The 19,973-nt window shown below is 57.1% G+C and carries 21 protein-coding genes and 1 tRNA gene; 14 read left to right on the top strand and 8 right to left on the bottom strand.

Annotated elements, in window-relative coordinates:
- Positions 1 to 159: 159 nt before the first annotated feature.
- The 7 genes from AUC60_RS08745 to AUC60_RS08715 all read right to left on the bottom strand — a co-directional run bounded on the left by AUC60_RS08745 (position 160) and on the right by AUC60_RS08715 (position 6,338).
- The gene (locus AUC60_RS08745) at positions 160 to 936 is read right to left on the bottom strand and encodes a substrate-binding periplasmic protein (RefSeq protein WP_087265833.1); all 777 of its coding nucleotides are present in this window, start codon (positions 934 to 936) and stop codon (positions 160 to 162) included.
- A gap of 219 nt (positions 937 to 1,155) precedes the next feature.
- A complete protein-coding gene (gene hisF / locus AUC60_RS08740; protein ID WP_087265831.1) occupies positions 1,156 to 1,926 on the bottom strand; it encodes an imidazole glycerol phosphate synthase subunit HisF in 771 nt (256 codons plus the stop codon).
- A 133-nt stretch (positions 1,927 to 2,059) separates the two neighbouring features.
- The gene (gene hisA / locus AUC60_RS08735; RefSeq protein ID WP_087265829.1) at positions 2,060 to 2,797 is read right to left on the bottom strand and encodes a 1-(5-phosphoribosyl)-5-[(5-phosphoribosylamino)methylideneamino]imidazole-4-carboxamide isomerase; all 738 of its coding nucleotides are present in this window, start codon (positions 2,795 to 2,797) and stop codon (positions 2,060 to 2,062) included.
- A 101-nt stretch (positions 2,798 to 2,898) separates the two neighbouring features.
- Positions 2,899 to 3,159 carry a DUF2164 domain-containing protein gene (locus AUC60_RS08730; RefSeq protein WP_087265827.1) on the bottom strand — a complete coding sequence of 87 codons (261 nt, stop codon included), beginning with the start codon at positions 3,157 to 3,159 and terminating at the stop codon, positions 2,899 to 2,901.
- Positions 3,160 to 3,164: 5 nt separating this feature from the next.
- Positions 3,165 to 3,803, bottom strand: coding sequence for an imidazole glycerol phosphate synthase subunit HisH (hisH, locus tag AUC60_RS08725; RefSeq protein ID WP_027898919.1), 639 nt, complete (start codon positions 3,801 to 3,803; stop codon positions 3,165 to 3,167).
- Entirely contained in the window at positions 3,803 to 4,396 is a 594-nt protein-coding gene (hisB, locus tag AUC60_RS08720) for an imidazoleglycerol-phosphate dehydratase HisB (RefSeq protein ID WP_027898918.1), read from the bottom strand. Before hisB ends, hisH begins: the two co-directional genes overlap by 1 nt.
- A gap of 280 nt (positions 4,397 to 4,676) precedes the next feature.
- On the bottom strand, positions 4,677 to 6,338 hold the full coding sequence (locus AUC60_RS08715) for an OFA family MFS transporter (RefSeq protein ID WP_087265825.1): 1,662 nt from the start codon (positions 6,336 to 6,338) through the stop codon (positions 4,677 to 4,679).
- Between the two features lie 256 nt (positions 6,339 to 6,594).
- On the opposite strand from AUC60_RS08715, the gene AUC60_RS08710 reads away from it, so the two are divergent.
- From AUC60_RS08710 to AUC60_RS08690, 5 genes are all read left to right on the top strand, one after another.
- A complete protein-coding gene (locus AUC60_RS08710) occupies positions 6,595 to 7,023 on the top strand; it encodes an acetyl-CoA sensor PanZ family protein (protein ID WP_087265823.1) in 429 nt (142 codons plus the stop codon).
- Between the two features lie 79 nt (positions 7,024 to 7,102).
- The gene (locus tag AUC60_RS08705; RefSeq protein ID WP_087265821.1) at positions 7,103 to 9,322 is read left to right on the top strand and encodes an AsmA family protein; all 2,220 of its coding nucleotides are present in this window, start codon (positions 7,103 to 7,105) and stop codon (positions 9,320 to 9,322) included.
- A 142-nt stretch (positions 9,323 to 9,464) separates the two neighbouring features.
- Entirely contained in the window at positions 9,465 to 10,532 is a 1,068-nt protein-coding gene (gene mutY, locus AUC60_RS08700; RefSeq protein ID WP_087265819.1) for an A/G-specific adenine glycosylase, read from the top strand.
- A complete protein-coding gene (locus tag AUC60_RS08695; protein ID WP_027901312.1) occupies positions 10,529 to 10,801 on the top strand; it encodes an oxidative damage protection protein in 273 nt (90 codons plus the stop codon). Before mutY ends, AUC60_RS08695 begins: the two co-directional genes overlap by 4 nt.
- A 101-nt stretch (positions 10,802 to 10,902) precedes the next feature.
- A tRNA-Phe gene (locus tag AUC60_RS08690) sits at positions 10,903 to 10,978 on the top strand.
- A gap of 226 nt (positions 10,979 to 11,204) precedes the next feature.
- Here AUC60_RS08690 and AUC60_RS08685 read toward each other — a convergent pair.
- The gene (locus AUC60_RS08685; RefSeq protein WP_087265817.1) at positions 11,205 to 11,762 is read right to left on the bottom strand and encodes a hypothetical protein; all 558 of its coding nucleotides are present in this window, start codon (positions 11,760 to 11,762) and stop codon (positions 11,205 to 11,207) included.
- A 474-nt stretch (positions 11,763 to 12,236) separates the two neighbouring features.
- Between AUC60_RS08685 and AUC60_RS08680 the strand changes: the two genes are divergently transcribed.
- The 9 genes from AUC60_RS08680 (at position 12,237) to AUC60_RS08640 (ending at position 19,841) form a co-directional block, all read left to right on the top strand.
- On the top strand, positions 12,237 to 12,689 hold the full coding sequence (locus AUC60_RS08680) for a hypothetical protein (protein ID WP_087265815.1): 453 nt from the start codon (positions 12,237 to 12,239) through the stop codon (positions 12,687 to 12,689).
- Positions 12,690 to 12,696: 7 nt separating this feature from the next.
- The gene (locus AUC60_RS08675) at positions 12,697 to 13,437 is read left to right on the top strand and encodes a DUF1828 domain-containing protein (RefSeq protein ID WP_158099106.1); all 741 of its coding nucleotides are present in this window, start codon (positions 12,697 to 12,699) and stop codon (positions 13,435 to 13,437) included.
- 184 nt (positions 13,438 to 13,621) lie between these two features.
- The gene (locus AUC60_RS08670; protein WP_087265811.1) at positions 13,622 to 14,080 is read left to right on the top strand and encodes a type IV pilin protein; all 459 of its coding nucleotides are present in this window, start codon (positions 13,622 to 13,624) and stop codon (positions 14,078 to 14,080) included.
- Positions 14,077 to 14,541, top strand: a complete 465-nt coding sequence (locus AUC60_RS08665) for a pilus assembly FimT family protein (RefSeq protein WP_238599541.1) — start codon at positions 14,077 to 14,079, stop codon at positions 14,539 to 14,541. Before AUC60_RS08670 ends, AUC60_RS08665 begins: the two co-directional genes overlap by 4 nt.
- Positions 14,525 to 14,938 carry a hypothetical protein gene (locus AUC60_RS08660; RefSeq protein ID WP_087265807.1) on the top strand — a complete coding sequence of 138 codons (414 nt, stop codon included), beginning with the start codon at positions 14,525 to 14,527 and terminating at the stop codon, positions 14,936 to 14,938. The genes AUC60_RS08665 and AUC60_RS08660 overlap by 17 nt, the downstream gene beginning before the upstream one ends.
- Entirely contained in the window at positions 14,935 to 15,645 is a 711-nt protein-coding gene (locus AUC60_RS08655; protein WP_087265805.1) for a PilW family protein, read from the top strand. Before AUC60_RS08660 ends, AUC60_RS08655 begins: the two co-directional genes overlap by 4 nt.
- Positions 15,646 to 15,704: 59 nt before the next feature.
- Positions 15,705 to 17,630: a hypothetical protein gene (locus tag AUC60_RS08650; RefSeq protein WP_087265803.1), complete on the top strand. Its 1,926-nt coding sequence runs from the start codon at positions 15,705 to 15,707 to the stop codon at positions 17,628 to 17,630.
- Positions 17,631 to 17,687: 57 nt separating this feature from the next.
- Entirely contained in the window at positions 17,688 to 18,170 is a 483-nt protein-coding gene (locus AUC60_RS08645) for a hypothetical protein (protein WP_087265801.1), read from the top strand.
- A gap of 144 nt (positions 18,171 to 18,314) precedes the next feature.
- Positions 18,315 to 19,841: an amidase gene (locus AUC60_RS08640; protein ID WP_087265799.1), complete on the top strand. Its 1,527-nt coding sequence runs from the start codon at positions 18,315 to 18,317 to the stop codon at positions 19,839 to 19,841.
- Positions 19,842 to 19,973 lie beyond the last annotated feature (132 nt).

Raw genomic sequence — 19,973 nt, 5'->3', positions numbered from 1 at the left:
AATCATTAAAAAGGTAGGAGCGAACTTGTTCGCGAAGCGATATGTCAGGCAGCCCCTCATCGCGACCTAGCAGTGGCGGGACTGAAAACTGTGCCATCGTTCATCGCGAGCAAGCTCGGCTCCTACAATTGACCGCGCCCCCACATTAAAAATGCGGTGCTATCGGTACTGCGCCAGGATCTTGTCCACAAACCCTTCCGCCCGTAGCTGGTCCAGCGACGCCTGTAACTTGTTCACCACCTCATCAGGCGTTGCCTTGTTCAAGGCCAGGTACAGATCAGCATGATGGAAACGCAACACGGTTTTCAGACCGGTCACGCCCTCTATTCTGGCCAGATAAGGCCCGGTCGGATCACCCGCCGCCCACAAGTCGATCTGCCCGTTAACCAGCTTTTTGGCATTGTCCTGATCGCGCAGCAGCAGGATCGGGTTCAGCCCCTGGGCCAGCAATCGCTCGCCGATCGCATCACCTTTATAGGCACCGATCCGGTAGGCCTTGGCCTGCTCCAGACTGGCCAGTTTGATGGGGCTGTCAGCGCGGGCGAGCATGATCCAGTCATAGGACCCCACCGGCCCGACCCATTTGAAAAGCTTTTCCCGCTCGGGCAATCGCGCCGTTGAAAACACCGCGTAACCGGGTTTTTCCAAGGCCAGTTTGTAGATCCGTTCCCAGGGAAAACGCAACGTCATGCTGTAACTGATCCCGGCCCGCTTGAACGTCTCGCGCACCACTTCAGCGGCGATGCCTTCGATGTTGCTCTCCTGAGCGAAATTTTTGCCGTCGACCGCCATGTTGTAGGGCGGGAGGTTTTCGGTCATCAGCACAATGGAGTCGCGTCCCGGTGCCTCAATGGCGTCGTCGGCCATTGCAGCCTCAGTGGCGCTAACGAGCAAAGCGCTGAAGGCCGTAAGGGCAATAAAACGAGATTTTAACATTGGCGCTCTCCTTACGCTGACGGCAGACAGAGTGCAGCGCTCAAAAGCGCTTGTCCAGCAGACATGGCGCATTGCCCACATACGCCAGATTAAGCTTAGAGACGACATGGACTGTAGGAGTGAGCTTGCTCGCGATAGCGTCAGGTCAGAAGATAATTTCTCAACCGATCTACCGATATCGCGAGCAAGCTCACTCCTACAGCGCAGGGATGCGAATCTCTAGCGAACCACAATCCCGCGCGCGGCCATGTAAGCCTTGGCTTCCGGCACGGTGTATTCACCGAAGTGGAAAATACTTGCCGCCAATACCGCGCTGGCGTGGCCTTCAATAACACCATCAGCCAGATGCTGAAGATTGCCGACACCGCCCGAGGCGATGACAGGGATACCCAGGGCATCACTGATTGCTCGGGTTACACCCAGATCGAAACCGTTCTTCATGCCGTCCTGATCCATGCTGGTCAGCAGGATCTCACCGGCGCCCAGGTCTTCCATCTTCTTGGCCCACAGCACAGCGTCCAGACCTGTCGGCTTGCGCCCACCGTGGGTGAAGATCTCCCAGCGCGGGGTTTCGCCCGGCAGCGAAACTTTCTTGGCATCAATGGCAACGACGATGCATTGCGAACCGAAATGCTGAGCGGCTTCGGCGACGAACTCGGGATTGAACACCGCAGCAGTGTTGATCGACACCTTGTCGGCACCGGCATTCAGCAGGTTGCGGATGTCCTGCACGGTACGCACGCCACCGCCCACAGTCAGCGGGATAAACACCTGGCTGGCCATGCGCTCGACGGTATGCAATGTGGTATCGCGACCATCGACGCTGGCGGTGATGTCCAGAAAGGTAATTTCGTCGGCGCCCTGCTCATCGTACAGACGCGCAATTTCAACCGGATCACCCGCGTCACGGATGTTCTCGAACTTGACGCCCTTGACCACACGACCGTTGTCGACGTCCAGGCAAGGGATGATGCGTTTGGCCAGGGCCATTGAGTCAATCTCCAATGTGTAGGAGCGCGCTTGCCCGCGATCGGCTGCGAAGCAGTCGTAAAATCATTGATCACACCATCGTAGGAAGGTCGTACCGACCTTATCGCGGGCAAGCGCGCTCCTACAGGAATCTCTAGCGCTGGTAGCCGTCACACAACGCCTGAGCTTCAGCCACATCCAGCGTGCCTTCGTAAATTGCACGGCCGGTGATTGCTCCGATGATCCCCGGAGCCTTGGCATCCAGCAATGCGCGAATGTCGCCCAGATTGTGAATGCCACCGGAAGCAATGACCGGGATCCGCGTTGCGGCAGCCAATGCAGCCGTGAACGGGATGTTGCAACCCTGCATCATGCCGTCTTTGGCGATGTCGGTATAAACGATGGCCGAGACGCCATCCGCTTCGAAACGCTTGGCCAGGTCAATAACCTGCACGCTGCTGACCTCAGCCCAACCGTCGGTAGCCACGAAACCGTCTTTGGCATCCAGGCCGACAATCACTTTGCCGGGGAATGCGCGGCAGGCTTCAGCGACAAACTCGGGTTCTTTAACGGCTTTGGTGCCGATGATCACGTAGCTCACGCCCGCTTTAACGTAGTGCTCGATGGTCTCCAGCGAGCGAATACCGCCACCGATCTGAATCGGCAGAGTCGGGTAACGCTTGGCAATGGCAGTGACCACATCGCCGTTGACCGGCTGACCTTCGAACGCGCCGTTCAGGTCGACCAGATGCAGACGACGGCAACCGCCCTCGACCCATTTGGCAGCCATGGCAACCGGGTCATCGGAGAACACGGTGGAGTCTTCCATCCGGCCCTGGCGCAGACGCACACAGGCACCGTCTTTGAGATCGATAGCGGGGATGATCAGCATGCTTTTTCCTTCGTCAAAAGAGCTCAAGAGCAGCTACAAGCCGCAAGCTTCAAACGGCAAATTTGCGCGCCCGACGACTTGCAGGTTGAAGCTGCTTCTATTCAATTTTTCTCGAGCGCCCACAGGTCACTTTCGATGCTCTCGAACCTCTCTTTGAGGTGCTGCTGAACATCAAAAATCGCTCGATTGTAGTAATGCGGGGCGATCTCGCTAGTAAAAAACTCAAGCACCTCAGCGACCTCGAACGACCCAAGGTCCAGTTCGAAACGCTGAGAGAACAATCGCTTGAGCTTGTCGATGGCCTGTTGCTCGTGTTCGGCACTGAGCGTCAGGATCGGCGGCTTGTTTTTGCCTTTGGCCATAACGACTACCAGCGACCGTCCCACGCGGCGAAGTTCTGCAGCAATTGCAGGCCATGGGTATGGCTCTTCTCCGGGTGAAACTGCACGGCAAAGCGCGAACCATCAGCAAGCGCAGCGGCGAAATCGACGCCGTAGTGACCGCGACCGACAACCTGACGCTGATTGGCCGCATCAATGTAGAAGCTGTGCACGAAGTAGAAACGCGCCATGTCCGGAATGCTGTGCCACAGCGGGTGATCCACTGCCTGCGCCACCTCGTTCCAGCCCATGTGCGGCACTTTCAAATGCGCGCCATCTTCATGCAGATCCTTGCCGAAGAACTTCACCTGGCCGGGGAACATGCCGATGCAGTCAACGCCACCGTTCTCTTCGCTGCTGTCGAGCAACGCTTGCATACCGACACAAATACCGAGAAACGGGCGGTCCTGACTGACTTCACGCACCAGCGAATCAAAGCCCAGGCGGCGAATTTCAGCCATGCAGTCACGAATCGCACCTACTCCGGGGAACACCACGCGATCGGCTTCACGAATCACATTGGCATCGCTGGTGATGTGCACGCGGCCAGCGCCAACGTGCTCAAGCGCCTTGGCAACAGAGTGCAGGTTGCCCATGCCGTAATCGATGACCGCGACTGTCTGCATCAGAGCACACCCTTGGTAGAAGGCATTTGCCCGGCCATACGATCATCCAGCTCAACCGCCATGCGCAGTGCACGACCGAACGCTTTGAAGACGGTTTCGATCTGGTGGTGAGTGTTGGTGCCACGCAGGTTGTCGATGTGCAGCGTCACGTTGGCGTGGTTAACGAAGCCCTGGAAAAACTCCTGGAACAGGTCAACGTCAAAGCCGCCAACAACGGCGCGGGTGTACGGCACATGCATTTGCAGGCCCGGACGACCCGAGAAATCGATGACCACACGCGACAGCGCTTCATCGAGCGGCACATAGGCGTGACCGTAACGACGGATGCCTTTCTTGTCGCCGATAGCCTTGCTGAAAGCCTGACCCAAGGTGATACCGACGTCTTCCACCGTATGGTGATCGTCGATCTCAAGGTCGCCTTTACAGTTGATATCCAGATCGATCAGCCCGTGACGGGCGATCTGGTCGAGCATGTGCTCAAGAAAAGGCACGCCGATATCAAATCGGGCCTTTCCGGTGCCATCCAGGTTAATCGACGCGTTGATCTGGGTTTCCAGAGTATTACGCTCGACGTACGCCTTACGTTCGGCCATCACCAGCTCCGCAAAATCATTGGGCGAAAAAGGCGAGCATTATAGGCCCAGAACCGGCTGGCATGAAGCAAACAGAAGAAGGGAAAGCGAGAAGACGACGAATTACGGAGGGATGCTGCTTTTTGGTGCGAATAAATCGGGAGAATGTGGGAGCTGGGCTTGCCCGCGATAAGGCTGAGCGCGATCTAAAGTGAATCGCGTCGACCTCATCGCGGGCAAGCCCGGCTCCCACCATACAGCGTTCCAACTTGAGGCTTGGGTTGCTAGCCTCTACAGCGGCTTAGTGGAACAACACCGCAGTCTTCTGCAGAGTGATCCAGACGCCCCACGCCAGCGGGATGCCTACTGCCAGCCAGGCGGCGATAGCCAGTGGCTTGCTGCCCGGATCGGCTTTCCACTCAAGAACAGTGGTGTGATCCGCGCCTTTGTCCATACCGTAGGATTGCTCGACGGCCAGCTCTTCTTCAGTCATGAAGTACTTGTCGGCCACCGGACGAACCAGCAGGTTACAGATGAAGCCCAGCACCAGCAGACCGGACAGGATGTACAAGGTCATATCGTAAGCGTCGGCACGGGCAACGCCGTGGCTCAGCTGATATTCACGCAAGTAGTTGACCAGAACCGGACCGAGGATGCCCGCAGCAGCCCAGGCAGTCAGCAAGCGACCGTGGATCGCACCAACCATTTGTGTACCGAACAGGTCAGCCAGGTAAGCCGGAACCGTTGCGAAACCACCGCCGTACATCGACAGGATTACGCAGAACGCGGCTACGAACAGTGCAACGCTACCCATGTGGCTCAGGCTTGGCACCAGCGCGTAGAGCAGGAAGCCCAAGGCGAAGAACACGAAGTAAGTGTTTTTACGACCCAGGTAGTCCGAGAACGAAGCCCAGAAGAAGCGACCACCGATGTTGAACAGACTCAACAGGCCGGTGAAGCCCGCAGCGATAGCAGCGATCTGGCCCAACTGAGCAGCGTCAAGCTGGTTGAACGCCAGGTCGAGGCCCAGCAGCTTACCGGCGAAGACTTCCTGCAGCAGTGGCGAAGCCATGCCAAGAATACCGATACCAGCCGAAACGTTAAGGCACAGCACCAGCCATACCAGACGGAACTGAGGCGTTTTCCAGGCCACGCTCACGTGCACGTGACGGTTGGTGATCATCGCGTTGCTGGCTTTCTTGACCGGAGCGGTCCAGCCTTCTGGTTTCCAGCCGGTTGGCGGAACGCGGTAGGACAGTGCGCCACCGATCATGAAGATGAAGTAAATCACCGCCATCACCACGAAGCTCTGCCAGACGCCCACGCCTTCAGGCGAAGCGAAATGGTTCATCAGCGCTGCGGCCAGTGGAGCACCCACCATCGCGCCGCCACCGAAGCCCATGATCGCCATGCCGGTAGCCATACCGCGCTTGTCCGGGAACCACTTGATCAGGGTCGAGACCGGCGAGATGTAACCCAGCCCGAGACCGATACCGCCGATCACACCGGAGCCGACCCACATCAGCCATATCTGGTGGGTATAAATCCCCAACGCAGATATCAGCAGACCGCCACACCAGCACAGTGCCGATACAACACCGGCCTTGCGCGGGCCTGCGTGTTCCAGCCAGCCACCCCAGATGGCAGCCGAGCAGCCCAGGAAGATGAAGAACAGGGTGTAGATCCAGCCCAGCATGGAAATGGGCCAGTCGCAGGCAGACGAGAAGATCTGTGCGAAGAAGCTCATGTCAGGCGCGCAGGCTACTGGAGCCTTGATGCCAACTGCCTTGGACAACGGCAGCCAAAACACAGAGAAGCCATACGCCATGCCGATGCACAGGTGGATAGCCAATGCTGCAGGTGGTACCAGCCAGCGGTTAAAACCAGGCTTGGCGATGATGCGTTCTTTGGACAAGAACGCAGGCTGTGCGGGTGAACCGCCCAACGCAGTGCTTGTACTCATTGTTATTTCCCCAGAAAAAGAAGCTCACAAGGTGTCTACGTTCCACCCACAGCCTCCGTGCACGTAGGCAACGACCGTTTTATCGGCAGAGTTCCCGATTACGTGACAAATCGACGCACCGGATTAGCGAACGGCGCGAGATTATCATCTGTCAATTAAAAAAAGGCGTTTTGACATCACTTTTTTTGACGCCATCGGTCCGACTCCTGTTTTTAGGGCACAATCTCCCGTGCCACCCGTCGCAAGAGGACATTCCATGCCTATCGTTGTTGAATATCTTCAGTCGGCTACCTACCAGGCTCAGGGCGATTTGCAGAAAATTTATCGCGACGCCCCTCGCTGGCTGCTCACACCTTTCGGCGATGCGTTGGAACTGGTCGATAACTGCCTTGAAGACGGCACTCTCCTGGTCGCACACCTCAATGACCGATTACTCGGTGCCGCACGCCTTCAACGTCATGACTCGGTGTGGGAGCTGTCTCATTTATGCGTTCGCAAAGCCACACGCCGCAGGGGCCTGGCCGAACAACTGATCCGACAAGCGCAAAAGTCGGCGCGTCAGGCAGGTTGCGAGCTACGCTTGCTGGCAACCGCCGAACCTCCCGAAGTCCAGGCCCTCGCGGCCAAACTCCAGGTGCCATTGCAGGTCAAAGCAGCCGCAAAAGCTGAACAAGGCCAGGCTTGAGGCATCCAAAACCCTGCACCTGCGTGAGGAGGTTATACTCGCGGGCAAATTTTGAACGTTCGACTACAAGGACTCGCCCATGAAAGCGTTCGGCAAAATCCTGGGACTTTTTGTTCTCGGGCTGTTGCTGATCATCGTGGCTCTCGGCTTTGCCCTGACCCATCTGTTTGATCCCAACGACTATAAAGACGAGATTCGCCAACTGGCCCGTGACAAGGCGCACGTTGAACTGACCCTCAACGGTGACATCGGCTGGAGCCTGTTCCCCTGGCTCGGTCTTGAATTGCACGAAGCCAGCGTCGCGACCCTGAACAATCCGACCAAGCCTTTTGCCGATCTGCAGATGCTGGGTCTGTCCGTTCGCGTACTGCCGCTGCTGCGTCGCGAAGTACAGATGAGTGATGTCCGGGTCGAAGGCCTCAACCTCAGCCTGAGCCGCGATGAAAACGGTCATGGCAACTGGGAAGACATCGGTAAACCGGCTACCCCTGACGTAGCCACCACCACGCCTCCAGCCGATGGCGAACAGACTCCGGCAGCGAAACCGGACAAGCCATCGCAGCCGATCAAACTGGATATCGACAGCCTCACCGTGAACAACGCTCGGGTGGATTACGTCGATGCGCGCAAAGGTCAGTCCTTCACCGCCGAGAGCATCCAGCTCAGCACCGGTGCCGTTCATGAAGGCGCCGACATCCCGATCAAACTGACTGCATTCCTCGGCACCACCCAGCCCGTCATGCGCGCCAAGACCGAACTGGTGGGGCAACTGCGCCTGGATCGTGCCCTCAAGCGTTATCAGTTTGGCGACATGCGTTTGTCCGGCGAAGCATCGGGTGAGCCATTGCAGGGCAAGACCGTGACCTTCGCTGCACAAGGTCAGTTGTTGGTAGATCTGGCAGCGAACGTTGCCGAATGGACCAACATGAAGCTGTCTGCAAACCAGCTACGTGCTTTGGGTGAGTTCCGCGCGCGCGACCTGGACAAAACCCCGCAAATCAGCGGCGCATTGTCCGTTGCTCCGTTCGACCTGCGGACCTTCCTCGACAGCGTTGGCCATTCGCTCCCGGCCATGGCCGAAGGTAGCCTGAGCCAGGTCGGAATGATCACCCGCATCAGCGGCACGCCGAACAGCGTGGCATTTGAAGAATTGAATCTGAAAGTCGACGACAGCACCTTCACCGGTCGTGTCGCCGTGGAAGACTTCGCCAAACAGGCCCTGCGCCTGCAACTCAAGAACGACACCTTCAACGCTGATCGCTATCGCCCTGCCGAAAGCGAGGAGAAAAAAGGCGCGAGCGCGGCACGCAAATCTGAAGTGCAGAACAGCGAAGCCGCCGCCGTGGCCGGCGCAGGCACTACGCCGCTGCCGGAGCAGCCGACCAAAGCCGCCTGGAGCACCGCCAAACTGCTGCCTCTGGAGCGCATGCGTAAACTTGATGTCGACGCTGACGTCAGCTTCGGCGCATTGACTGTCGAGAAGCTGCAAATACAGAACGCCGTACTGAAGACTCAAGCCCTGGACGGCGTAGTCAAAGTCGACAGCCTGCGCGGTGATCTCTACGGCGGCAATTTCGACGTCAAAGGCAACCTTGATGTACGCCCGGACGTGCCACTGCTGAACCTGCAAACGCGAGTCGACAAGGTCCCGGTCGAGCGCTTCCTGCAAAGCCAGGATCAAAACCCGCCCGTCAGAGGCTTGCTGACCCTCAACAGCAATCTGACCGGCAAGGGCGACAGCGAAAAGGCGCTGATCGACAGCCTGAACGGTACGGCCAGCTTTATGCTCACCAACGGTGTGCTGGTTAATGCCAACCTTGAGCAGCAGCTTTGCCAGGGCATCTCGATTCTCAACCGCAAGACACTCAGTGGTGAGCCTCGCGGCAAGGACACGCCTTTCCGGCAGCTCAACGGCAATCTGGTGTTCCGCAACGGCGTGGCCAGCAACCCGGACCTCAAAGTGCAAATCCCTGGCCTGACCGTCAACGGCAATGGCGATGTGGACCTGCGGGTGCTGGGCATGAATTATCACGTCGGCGTCATCATCGAAGGCGACAAGACTGAAATGCCCGACCCGGCCTGCGAGGTTAACCCGCGCTATGTCGGTATCGAGTGGCCTGTTCAGTGCCGCGGCCCACTGGAGCTGGGCGCCAAGGCTTGCCGTCTCGACAAGGAAGGCCTCGGCCAGATCGCCGCGAAAATGGCAGGCGACAAGATCGGCGAGAAGATTGAGGAAAAGCTCGGCGATAAAGTCAGCCCTGAATTGAAAGACGCCCTGCGCGGCCTCTTCAAACGCTAAACACAACACCTGTCGGAGCGCGCTTGCCCGCGATTCAACCTATCAGGCGACACATTGTCGCCTGACCTGACGCAATCGCGGGCAAGCGCGCTCCTACCCTGAACAGGCGAAGACCTGGATTACTCATCAAACCGGATCAGCAATGCAACCCGAGCAATTCTCCAGCGCTGTGCTTGATTGGTACGACCGCCACGGGCGACATAACCTGCCCTGGCAGCAAGGCATCACGCCATACCGGGTCTGGGTGTCGGAAATCATGCTGCAGCAAACCCAGGTCAGCACCGTACTGAATTACTTTGACCGCTTCATGGAAGCGCTGCCCACTGTTCAGGCATTGGCCGAAGCGCCTGAAGACGAAGTACTGCATCTATGGACCGGGCTGGGGTACTACACCCGGGCGCGCAACCTGCAGAAAACCGCAAAAATCGTGGTCGCCGATCACGACGGTGAATTCCCTCGCGATGTCGAAAAACTCATTCTGTTGCCCGGCATCGGCCTCTCGACTGCCGGGGCTATCGCCAGTTTGAGCATGGGCCTGCGCGCGCCGATCCTCGACGGCAACGTAAAACGCGTTCTGGCGCGCTTTACGGCACAAGAAGGTTATCCGGGTGAGCCGAAGGTCGCAAAACAGCTATGGGCCACCGCAGAGCGCTTTACGCCACATGCCAGAGTCAACAACTACACCCAGGCAATGATGGATCTGGGCGCTACGCTGTGCACACGAAGCAAACCCAGTTGCCTGCTTTGCCCGCTGGAGTCTGGCTGCGAAGCTCATCTATTGGGCCTGGAGACACGCTATCCGGTGCCCAAGCCACGCAAAGAAGTCCCGCAAAAGCGCACACTCATGCCAATGCTTGCCAACCGCGACGGTGCGATTCTGCTTTATCGCCGTCCTTCCAGCGGCCTGTGGGGCGGATTGTGGAGCCTGCCGGAGCTGGACGACTTCGAGGATCTTCAGCATCTGGCAGTGCAACACTCGCTGGAGCTAGGCCAACATCAGGAACTGCCGGGGCTGGTCCATACCTTCAGCCACTTCCAGCTGAGCATTGAACCTTGGCTGGTCCGGGTTGAGGAGTCAGCTCATCACGTGGCCGAGGCCGACTGGCTCTGGTATAACCTCGCCACCCCGCCGCGCCTGGGCCTTGCTGCCCCGGTGAAGAAGCTGCTGAAACGCGCAGCCGACGTATTAAACGCAGGAGAGTCGTCATGACCCGCACCGTAATGTGCCGCAAGTACAAAGAAGAATTGCCAGGCCTGGAACGCGCCCCTTACCCCGGCGCAAAAGGTGAAGACATCTTCAACCACGTGTCACAGAAAGCCTGGGCCGACTGGCAGAAACACCAGACGCTGCTGATCAACGAAAAGCGTCTGAACATGATGAATGCCGAAGATCGCAAATTCCTCCAGACCCAGATGGACAAGTTCCTGTCAGGCGAGGAATACGCACAAGCCGAAGGCTACGTTCCACCCGAGAAATAAAGCGTTTTAAGCAGTGCGGGTCGTAAGCGACGGTAATAATTCAGATTTTTTTAAAAACATGCTTGACGACCCCCTGAAAAACACGTCTAATGCGCCCCGTTGCCCAGATAGCTCAGTCGGTAGAGCAGGGGATTGAAAATCCCCGTGTCGGCGGTTCGATTCCGTCTCTGGGCACCACTAATTGATTTCAGGTGGTGCAAGCATCACCTGAAAAATAAAGAAACCCGCCTAGTGCGGGTTTTTTTATGGCTGCGTTTTTCTTCCACGGTATGAGAGCCCTACCGGTTTCGAGCAGGCCAGCTTCGCTCTAAAAGTCCACTCGCATCACAACGGCAATTTACAAACGCTTTGCTGGCAATCACATCTTTCGAATCCATTCGTGCTGCCCCCCCCCCTACCGCCGTTACGGCCGGTAAAGCGGGAATGCCTCCATCAGCGGCGGTATCTCCTGGCCCATCTCTGCTGCGCTCTCAGAAGGGTTGCCCGGTTTTGGAATATTCCTGGCGAAGTGAAAGATGATGGTCTGGCCGGTGGTGCCATCCTTGTAATACTTGAAATAGCTGACCTCCGAGAATTGCCCGTCTTTACGCAGAGAATTGGGATAAAACATCATCGCGTAATCGATCCCGGTTCTATTGTCGGTCAGCAGGACTGCGGGCATGTTCGGATTTTCCTGCTGATGAAGCTGGATGGCGCGCTTGGCGAGGTCGAGGGGTTTGAAGCGGTTCATTTCGCGAGGGACGACGGTAAAGTCCACCATTTCATTCCAGGCATCCATGCTTTCCTCTGCCGGAAAATACTCCCACAAGCCCGGCTTTTGGAATTTCAGAACAAACGTCTTGCCGCCGAACACCACCGTTTTGGTGTCGGCAATCGACGGGCTGGACATGTCGGAGGTTAACGGCGTGGTGCAGCCGCAGAGCAGGACAAAGGCAAACAACACAAGCGATGTGGCTTTCATTTCAATCCTTGGAGATGTGCGTCGGTGTATTTTTTCGCAAATTACAGTAGCCCAACGCATTACCGAATACTTCTTTTATCGAGGTCGAAGGTGAAGTGGTAGTGCGCACAGTACAGCGCCCAGACCTGTATGCCCGCCGTTCAGCTCCTCTGGGCACGACTAATTGATTTCAGATGGTGCCAGCATCGCCCGAAAAATAAAGAAACCCGCCTAGTGTTTTATAGCTGGGATCACAGCCTGCAAATCGTAAAGCCTCACTCCCCCCCTCCTGCTTCACCCCGCCCCTTCGCACGTCATCAAACCTTCAAGCCCACCTCTCCCTATTGGGAAAAGCCACACGCTAGAAACGGAATGGACTGACAGCAAAACCCGGTCGTGCTCCGTACTCTGCTGGCCAGATTCATCGTCGCCCAATTCACCAAGCGAGGATCAAGCTGCAACCCACTATCGATATCGGTCCAGAGCATCAAAGAAATGGATGACATTGAGCTAATCAGGCTGCGCAAATCCTATGCAGGCGAGCTTTCATTTGAACGGAAGGAGACCAACCTTGCGTTCAAGGTAATAGCGTTCCGTCCGTTCGATGAAGACGGGCTGAGCATTCCGGGCTTGACCGTTGAAATCCACTTGCGAGTGGGCCTGACCGCGGACCGGTGCAAATATACGTTCACACTGTTTCGGCTGAGCAAGCAGAAAAAGCGGCGCATCTACCAATTGGAAGTCGTGCCAAGAGCCAAGCGATCACACAATGGTCCGCCCCGGCTTTTTGGCCCGCACGAGCACCTTGGAGAAACCGAAATCCTGCCTGTACAAAGCGATATGGACTGCACAGACTACGTCGGCTGGCTGGAGTTTTTTTGCACTAGAGTGAATCTCGCATTGGACGCGGCGATGCCCTACCCATTTGGTGACGATAATGGAATGTAACTGGCTGATGAATAATCTGGGTTTTGAATGCAGGTCTGTTCAGGGACGGCATCACGGATCTGTGCTCGAGGTCGACACGCCATTCTCATTCTCAGATGGTGAACCGGTTGCTTTTTACGTGGTTGAGCACGGCAATGCGCTGGTGCTTAGCGACAACGGTGACACTCTTGCGCACCTTATTGGAGTTGGCCTCGCTGTCGGCGACAAGCGTCGCTGGGCATCGATTCGTAACCGGCTTGAGCTTTTTGAGATGGCTATCAGTGACGAAGGAGAAATCAAGGCGTCCGGCCCGAAGGATGATGCCTCCAGGCTTATAGCTCGCTACCTTGAGGGCATTCTTTGCGTCATTAACTACGAGCGGGAATCGCTCTGCGCACCGGTCGACGCCAATACATTGGTTGACGAAGTCGCGATGCTGCTGCGCCAATGGAAGCCGAACGCCAGACTAACGCTAAACCACAAGGTTCGGGGCATGTCTCAGCGTGAACATCACTTTGATTTCCAACTCGACAATTTACTGGTCGACGCAATCAACCCTAACGCCAATGCTACGGGCAGCGTGATGCGCAAGGCTGGCGATGTCTTGAGCAGCCCATCCTCAAGCGGGCAAGAGCTACTGGTGATAATTGATGACAGGATCGACAGGGCTCTAGCCGCTACGGAATGCGGAATTGTTTCGTCGCTCGTGAAAGCCGTTCTGTTTACCGACCTGGAGAAAAGGGCCCCCCCTTCAAAGGCGCAGCACTAGCCATTGGAGCAACAGGCTTCAGGTGTAACTCGCCTCGCGAGGGCAATTCTGGCTCAATAAAGTGCCTTAAATAACGACGACCGGTCATCGGATCCGCCCGGCCTTTGATCCACGCCAGTTCACGGCAAGTGACATGGCATAGTAATATCGCATTAATACTTTAGTTCTCTCTGGCGGCCTCCGTATGCGTGCTTCAGGCGCGAGCAAGTTTTCTGGTTTTACCCTGATCGAGTTGCTCATCACCGTAGCCATTGTTGGCATTCTGGCCGGCATCGCATTCCCCGCCTACGACAGCTATGTCACCAAGAGCAAAATCAAATCCGCTCAGGCAGATCTGGCTGCGTTGAGCCTGGTCATGGAAAACCGTTTTCAGCGCCAGCTGGTTTACGGCACCACGACGTCCAGCACCACTGCAGACACCAAATGTGTCGCGAGTACTGGCAGCACAGGCTGCACCTCTTCGTCCTGGCAGCCGAGCCAGTCTGATTCGTTCACCTACAAGATCGTGACGTCGACCAACTCCACCTACAAGCTGGAAGCCTTGGGCACGAGTGGCAAGGTCAATGGCTGCAGCATCACCCTGACTCAGGACAATGTGCGAGCTGTTGCCAGTTGCAGCCCATACAACGGCGCCTGGCTATGATGCGTGCCAAGGGCTTCACGCTGATCGAACTCATGATCACCATCGCCATCTTCGGCATATTGCTGGCTATCGGCGCGCCGTTCACCAAAGCGTGGAGCGATAGCGCCAAGCAGCGAGAGGCGGCCGGGGTGTTGAAACAAGGCATCAGCCGCGCCAAGGCCACTGCTCTGCGTAACCCTGAAGGTGCCCGTGATGACGTGGCGGCCGCGGCGCTGTGTCGCTCAGGCCAGACACTGAAACTGTTCAAGATGGCCACAACTGTGGATTGCGCATCGAGTGCAACACCACTCTGGACCGCACAGCTGCCCGCCTCCGTCGGGGTCAAGGTCAGCGGCTCGGACGTTTCCTGTGTTGCGTTCAATAGTCGCGGCTTGCCGGTACTTGGCGGCAATGCCTGCACCACGTCCAGCATCGACGTAACAGCAGGCAGCGAGAGCACCTTCAATGTCCCGATCATTTAGCGGTAACGGGCGCAAGGAACGCGGCGACATACTCATGGAATCACTGATCGGCATCGTTCTGATGTCGATCATCGGGCTGGGTATCAGCTACGCCTCCTCTCGAGCGACCAACACTCAGCGGGATATGAAGCTGCAAAACGTCGCGGTCAGTCAGATGCGCAACTTGCTTGCGCTCAATGGCAAGGCCCTGTGCACCAATGCCTCGCTGGCGACCATTACCCTGCCGACACAAACCAATGCCATCAATCTGGATGTCGCCTGCACAGCGGCATCTCCCGTGACCATCGGCGGGCGCACGATCACCGGCGGAACATCCCTGGGTACCGTGGTGCTAACGACGCGAACGGCCGACAACGCGTTGTTCGGTGGCGTGATTCGTGTCGGCGACGAGACATGAAACAAGCACAACGCGGCTTCAATCTGGTCAGCCTGCTGGTGGGCGTAAGCCTGTCGATGATCAGCATCCTGGCGCTGCTGTCGCTATATAAAAACCTGATTGGCGTGTCTGTGCAGTCCATTCAGGACTCCCGACAGGACGGTCAGATTGCTGCTGCGGTACTGACAGCGCAACGTGAACTGTTGAATGCTGGTTTTCGGGTAGATGCCAACCCTGTGCAGATCATCTTGCTTAACGATGCAAATCTCAGCAACGGCACCCTGACCGGAACCCCTCGTGCGTTTAATGCAGCCACTTCGACGGCTCCCGCAACGGGCAATGCGATGGTCTGGACCTACAAGCCTACTGCAACCGGCAGCGCGATCTGTTCCGGGTTGCTGATGAAGAAAGATAGCGGCAAAGAAACAGGAAGCCTTCTGCGCCTGCAAGGTGGCACTAACTGCTCGCTGGTATCGCAGTGGGGCACCACGACATGGACCAGCACTGCGCTGATTGAAACGAATCAACCAGCAGCATTTTTCTCGGTGCTCTACGCACCCTGCTGGCCGTTTGGGAAAACTGCCGACGCAGCCGTCAACCGTCTGCAAGTCATGATGACCGCCAGCACGAGCACGATAGACATCAACAGCAGCGAGCCTCAACCCGCTTACGTCAAAAGCAAAAGCACCACATGCCTACCCAACCTTGAAAAGCCGAGCGCATCATGATTTCCAAGGCCGGCCTAAAGTCCAGAGCATGCCAACGGGGTATGGCGACGACGCTCGTCATGCTGCTTACCGGCATGGCGATGACAGTCACCGCCATGGGTATGGTTTATGGCATCCGCAGCGCTCAAGACCAGCAGATGGCCAGCCACGCGGCGGTGCCAGCCGAGTCCAAAGCCTGGGAAGGGGTTGAGCTGGTACGCCTCTACTTGCTGGACATCGCTAGCCAAACCCAGGGTGAAGATCGCTTGGTTGCGCTCACTGGTAACCTGGCGAGCAATATCAACGGGCTGACAATCAGCGTTTCAGAACCTTACGTCAAAGCGACCGGCCTCATCGGCTTCAATATTTCATCGGCAGCAGGCAATAACGGCGCAGCCGGTGCAACCGCGACCTTGCAGGTTTTCTACAACGTAAAATTCGCGTCGGCTGCAGGTGCAGGTGTGATTACACAGAGCGACATCATCAAGATAGGTAAACCGCTTAACCTGACAGGATCGATCACCTTCAAGGGTAATCCTAACGCGAAGATTTCGGTAAAAGGCGATGCCAACCTGAGCGGCTCCGTGACAGGTTTACAGTACTTGCAGGCCAGCGGCGATATAGTCATCGGTGGCGGTATTCAGGTTGACGAGTTGTTCGCCAATGGAACGCTTACACTCAACGGTTCAGCCAGCACCCAGAAAGGCTCGGCCCTGGGCAACATCACTTTAGCCAGTGGCGGCACCCAAGGAACGCTTTACACCAATGGCGATATATCAATTACCAACGGTTCGGTAGGTTCCGCAAACGCACTGGGCAAAATCACCACCTCGACGGGCGGGACGCTGGGGACGCTGAATGCAGGCAAAACCATCGCGATAAGCAACGGCACAACAACTGAGGCCAATGCGGTTGGCGACGTTACCGTTACCAGTTGGCCGAGCATCAACCGCATCAATAGCAAAGCTAACGTTACGTGCCCCAGCCCGTACTGGTTTCCTCAAGGCACTATCAAAGCCCAGAGCACCAGCGGATGCCCGAACACGACCGCAGTGGTCGCTCCAACCAGTGTGACGGTGACGTTGTTCACGCCGCTGACGGCAAAGCTTGAGGACACCGCAAAGGTTGATGCCTACGACTTCAAGGACGCCTCGAACTATGTATTCGAGTACGTGAACGGAAAAAGACAGGTCACCGTCCAGAACATCAACGGGATGACAAACGGAATTTATTACCTGGGCAATTATCCTCAACAGAACGGCAGGGGCTACAACGACTTCCTGTGCAAAAACGTCGACAGTTCGAACAACTGCACATTGCCTGCTGCTCCTGACTCAACCACTCGCACGCTTTGTCAGGGTCAGTCGACTTACAACGGATGTATCACTTACGCCAACGGCACATGGACTGTTTCAGGCAAGAACCTGGCACCCGGTGCACTGTGGTTCAAGGGCAATCTGCAAATGAGCAACGGCGAGTACTACAACACTGTCGTTGCTACAGGCAATATCGCCACCAGTGGTGCCCACGTCCTGTACGCGCTGAACTACGCAGGCTACAAAGTCGTCTGCACCAACAAGTTTCTGAAGGACTCAACGAACGACTTCGCCGGCATGTACCCGACCAACTTCTGCGACACGGCTGGCGCCAAGCTGATATCCAATGCCTTGGGTAACGTTGGTTATCTGGATGGCAGTTTCACGAATGGCGTGTTTTCCGGAGGTGCGATCACGCTGGGCGCCTCAAGCGTAGTCTATGGAAGCATCGTGGCCGGAGATGTGTTCCTTACCGAAGGAAGCAGCACCGTGCACGGCTATGTTACAGCGGCGGCGCAAGGCGCTACGCCGGCCAATGCCTGGGGCGGCTCAACGCTTATAGACCTCAGCAATCTGCCCGACACCTACGTGCCAGGCCAGATCCCTTCCGGAGGGCAATCCACGTGCACCACCAATTGCACGGGTTCCACTGGGACGACGGTCGCAGTAAAGTGGACGCGCTATTTGTGATGCGAGCGACCCAAGGCTCGCCTCTAGACCTCAACTTCAAGATCAGGAAACTCATCGGTGGCTTCGCCAGACAAGCAGCAAAAACGCGCCCAACGGGCGAAAGCCAAGGCCAAGCAAAACCGCTCGCAAAAGCCGGGCAAAAAAGTCGTACACCCGATCTTCGCCTCGCCGCTGGTTGACCAGCCTTTTGATGACGTCGAACTCGATCTGAGCACGTTCGATTTCAAGGACATTGTGGAGAACGGCTTTGACCCCGCCGACTTCGACGATCTGTTCCAGACCATGAAGCAAGCGCAGTCCATCAGCCAATTGGCAATGTGCGCCGTGTTCCTGCAATACCCGGTTCTCGCGCTGGTCATTGCCGAGGAAGATGAAGATCAAGCCACTGACTTCATGATGGGCCTGCTGATCACCTACCGCGCCATGTTCCACGACGAAGACGAAGATGCGGCCATCGAATGGATTGGCAGCCCGGCGTTCCAGGCTGATTACAACGAAGCCTCACGGTTGCTGATGGTGCGAGACCAAAAGGCTTCGTGATTCGAGCCGAGCTCCCGCAGCGGTCTCGCATAAAAAAAACCACCCATGCCAAAACAGCAATAAATCATTCGAAAACTTGAAATTGTGGCAAGCCTCGGACTGTTCTAGATTCGGGGCAACAATCACTGTTGCCAGGTATCTCGAATGCGCCGTCCTGATGAGCTCGTGGAAAAAACCGCAGTTGAGTTGCGCCGTCTGATTGGCAGTAAGCAGATCTCCCCCGTGGAATTGATGGACGCGTGCATTCAGCGCATCGAGCAGGTCAATCCTTACGTCAATGCGGTGACCGCCACATGCTTTGATCAGGCAAGGCAACAGGCTCGTGAAGCGGAGCAGGCGGTGCTGTCAGGCCAACCGCTTGGCTTGCTGCACGGCTTGCCGATCGGCATCAAGGATCTGGAAGCGACTGCTGGCCTGCTGACCACCTACGGCTCACCGCTCTATCGCAACAACATTCCTACCAAAGACAACACACTGGTTGCGAGGCTGCGAGCCGCCGGGGCGATTGTCACCGGTAAAACCAACGTTCCGGAAATGGGTGCTGGTGCCAATACCCGCAATGATGTGTGGGGCGCAACGGGCAACCCGTTCAACCCGGCGCTGAATGCTGGCGGATCTTCCGGTGGCTCGGCAGCGGCGCTGGCCACCGACATGCTGCCGCTGTGCAGCGGCTCGGACACTGGTGGTTCCCTGCGCATCCCCGCCGCCAAATGTGGCGTGGTTGGCTTGCGCCCTTCTCCCGGACTGGTACCCAGCGAACGACGTCTGATGGGCTGGACACCTATCTCAGTGGTCGGTCCCATGGGTCGCACCGTGGCCGACACCCTGCTGCAGTTGCAGGCCACAGCTGGGTTTCACGTCAGCGAGCCATTGAGCTATGAGGTTGATGCCAGCCTGTTCCGTGCGCTGCCGGATGTAGATCTTGGCACCTTGCGAGTCGGCTACACCGAAGACTTCGGCTGCTGCGATGTGGATGACGATATTCGGCAGGTGTTTCGGCGCAAGATTGCCGCCCTGCGACCGCTGTTTCGTAGCTGCGATGAGGTCCAGATGGAGCTGGGGGAAACGGATCGCTGCTTCGACGTGTTAAGAGCCGAGAGCTTTGTGGCAGGCACCCGTGATGCCTATCTGCGAGACCCTGCCTCCCTGGGTGAAAATCCGCGCGCCAATTACGAGATGGGCATGCGCATGACGCTGGAAGACTGCGCCTGGGCTGCCACCGAACAAACCCGAATCTATCGCCGTTTCCAGGCGCTATTCGAAGACTACGACCTGATCCTGTCGCCGACCACGCCGGTATCGCCCTTCCCATGGCAAGACCTCTATCTGAAAAGCATCAACGGCAAACAGCTGGAGAATTATTACCGCTGGCTCGCCCTGACCTACGTCGTCACCCTGGCGACCAACCCGGCGCTGTCGCTGCCCTGTGGCGTGGATCACAACGGCATGCCGTTTGGTCTGCAAGTGGTGGGGGCGTTCCGTGCTGATGCTTACCTGCTGGCGTGTGGCGAACAGATCGAGCGGGCGTCTGTAAACCACCCCGAACTGCAGCGGCCGAGACCGGATATCGACAAGCTGCTCGGGAGTCAGGTTGATCTGAAATCCATCGTTACCGCACCGCCTTCGAGTGATGGCGGAATCGAAAGTACGACCGAAGTATCGTCGGTTTGAGAAGCATCCCTGCGGGAGATTCTATGGTCGCCTGCAACCGCTCACCTGTGGAGCGAGTCTTGCCCGCGCAGAAAAAACGCGGCATGACTCCAAACCGCAGTGTTCTTGTCGCGAGCAAGCTCTGCTCCCACA

The sequence above is a fragment of the Pseudomonas caspiana genome, assembly GCF_002158995.1.
GTDB classification, from domain to species: domain Bacteria; phylum Pseudomonadota; class Gammaproteobacteria; order Pseudomonadales; family Pseudomonadaceae; genus Aquipseudomonas; species Aquipseudomonas caspiana.
The sequence above is the reverse complement of the archived record's forward strand: the minus strand, read 5'-3'. Positions and strand labels throughout refer to the sequence as shown.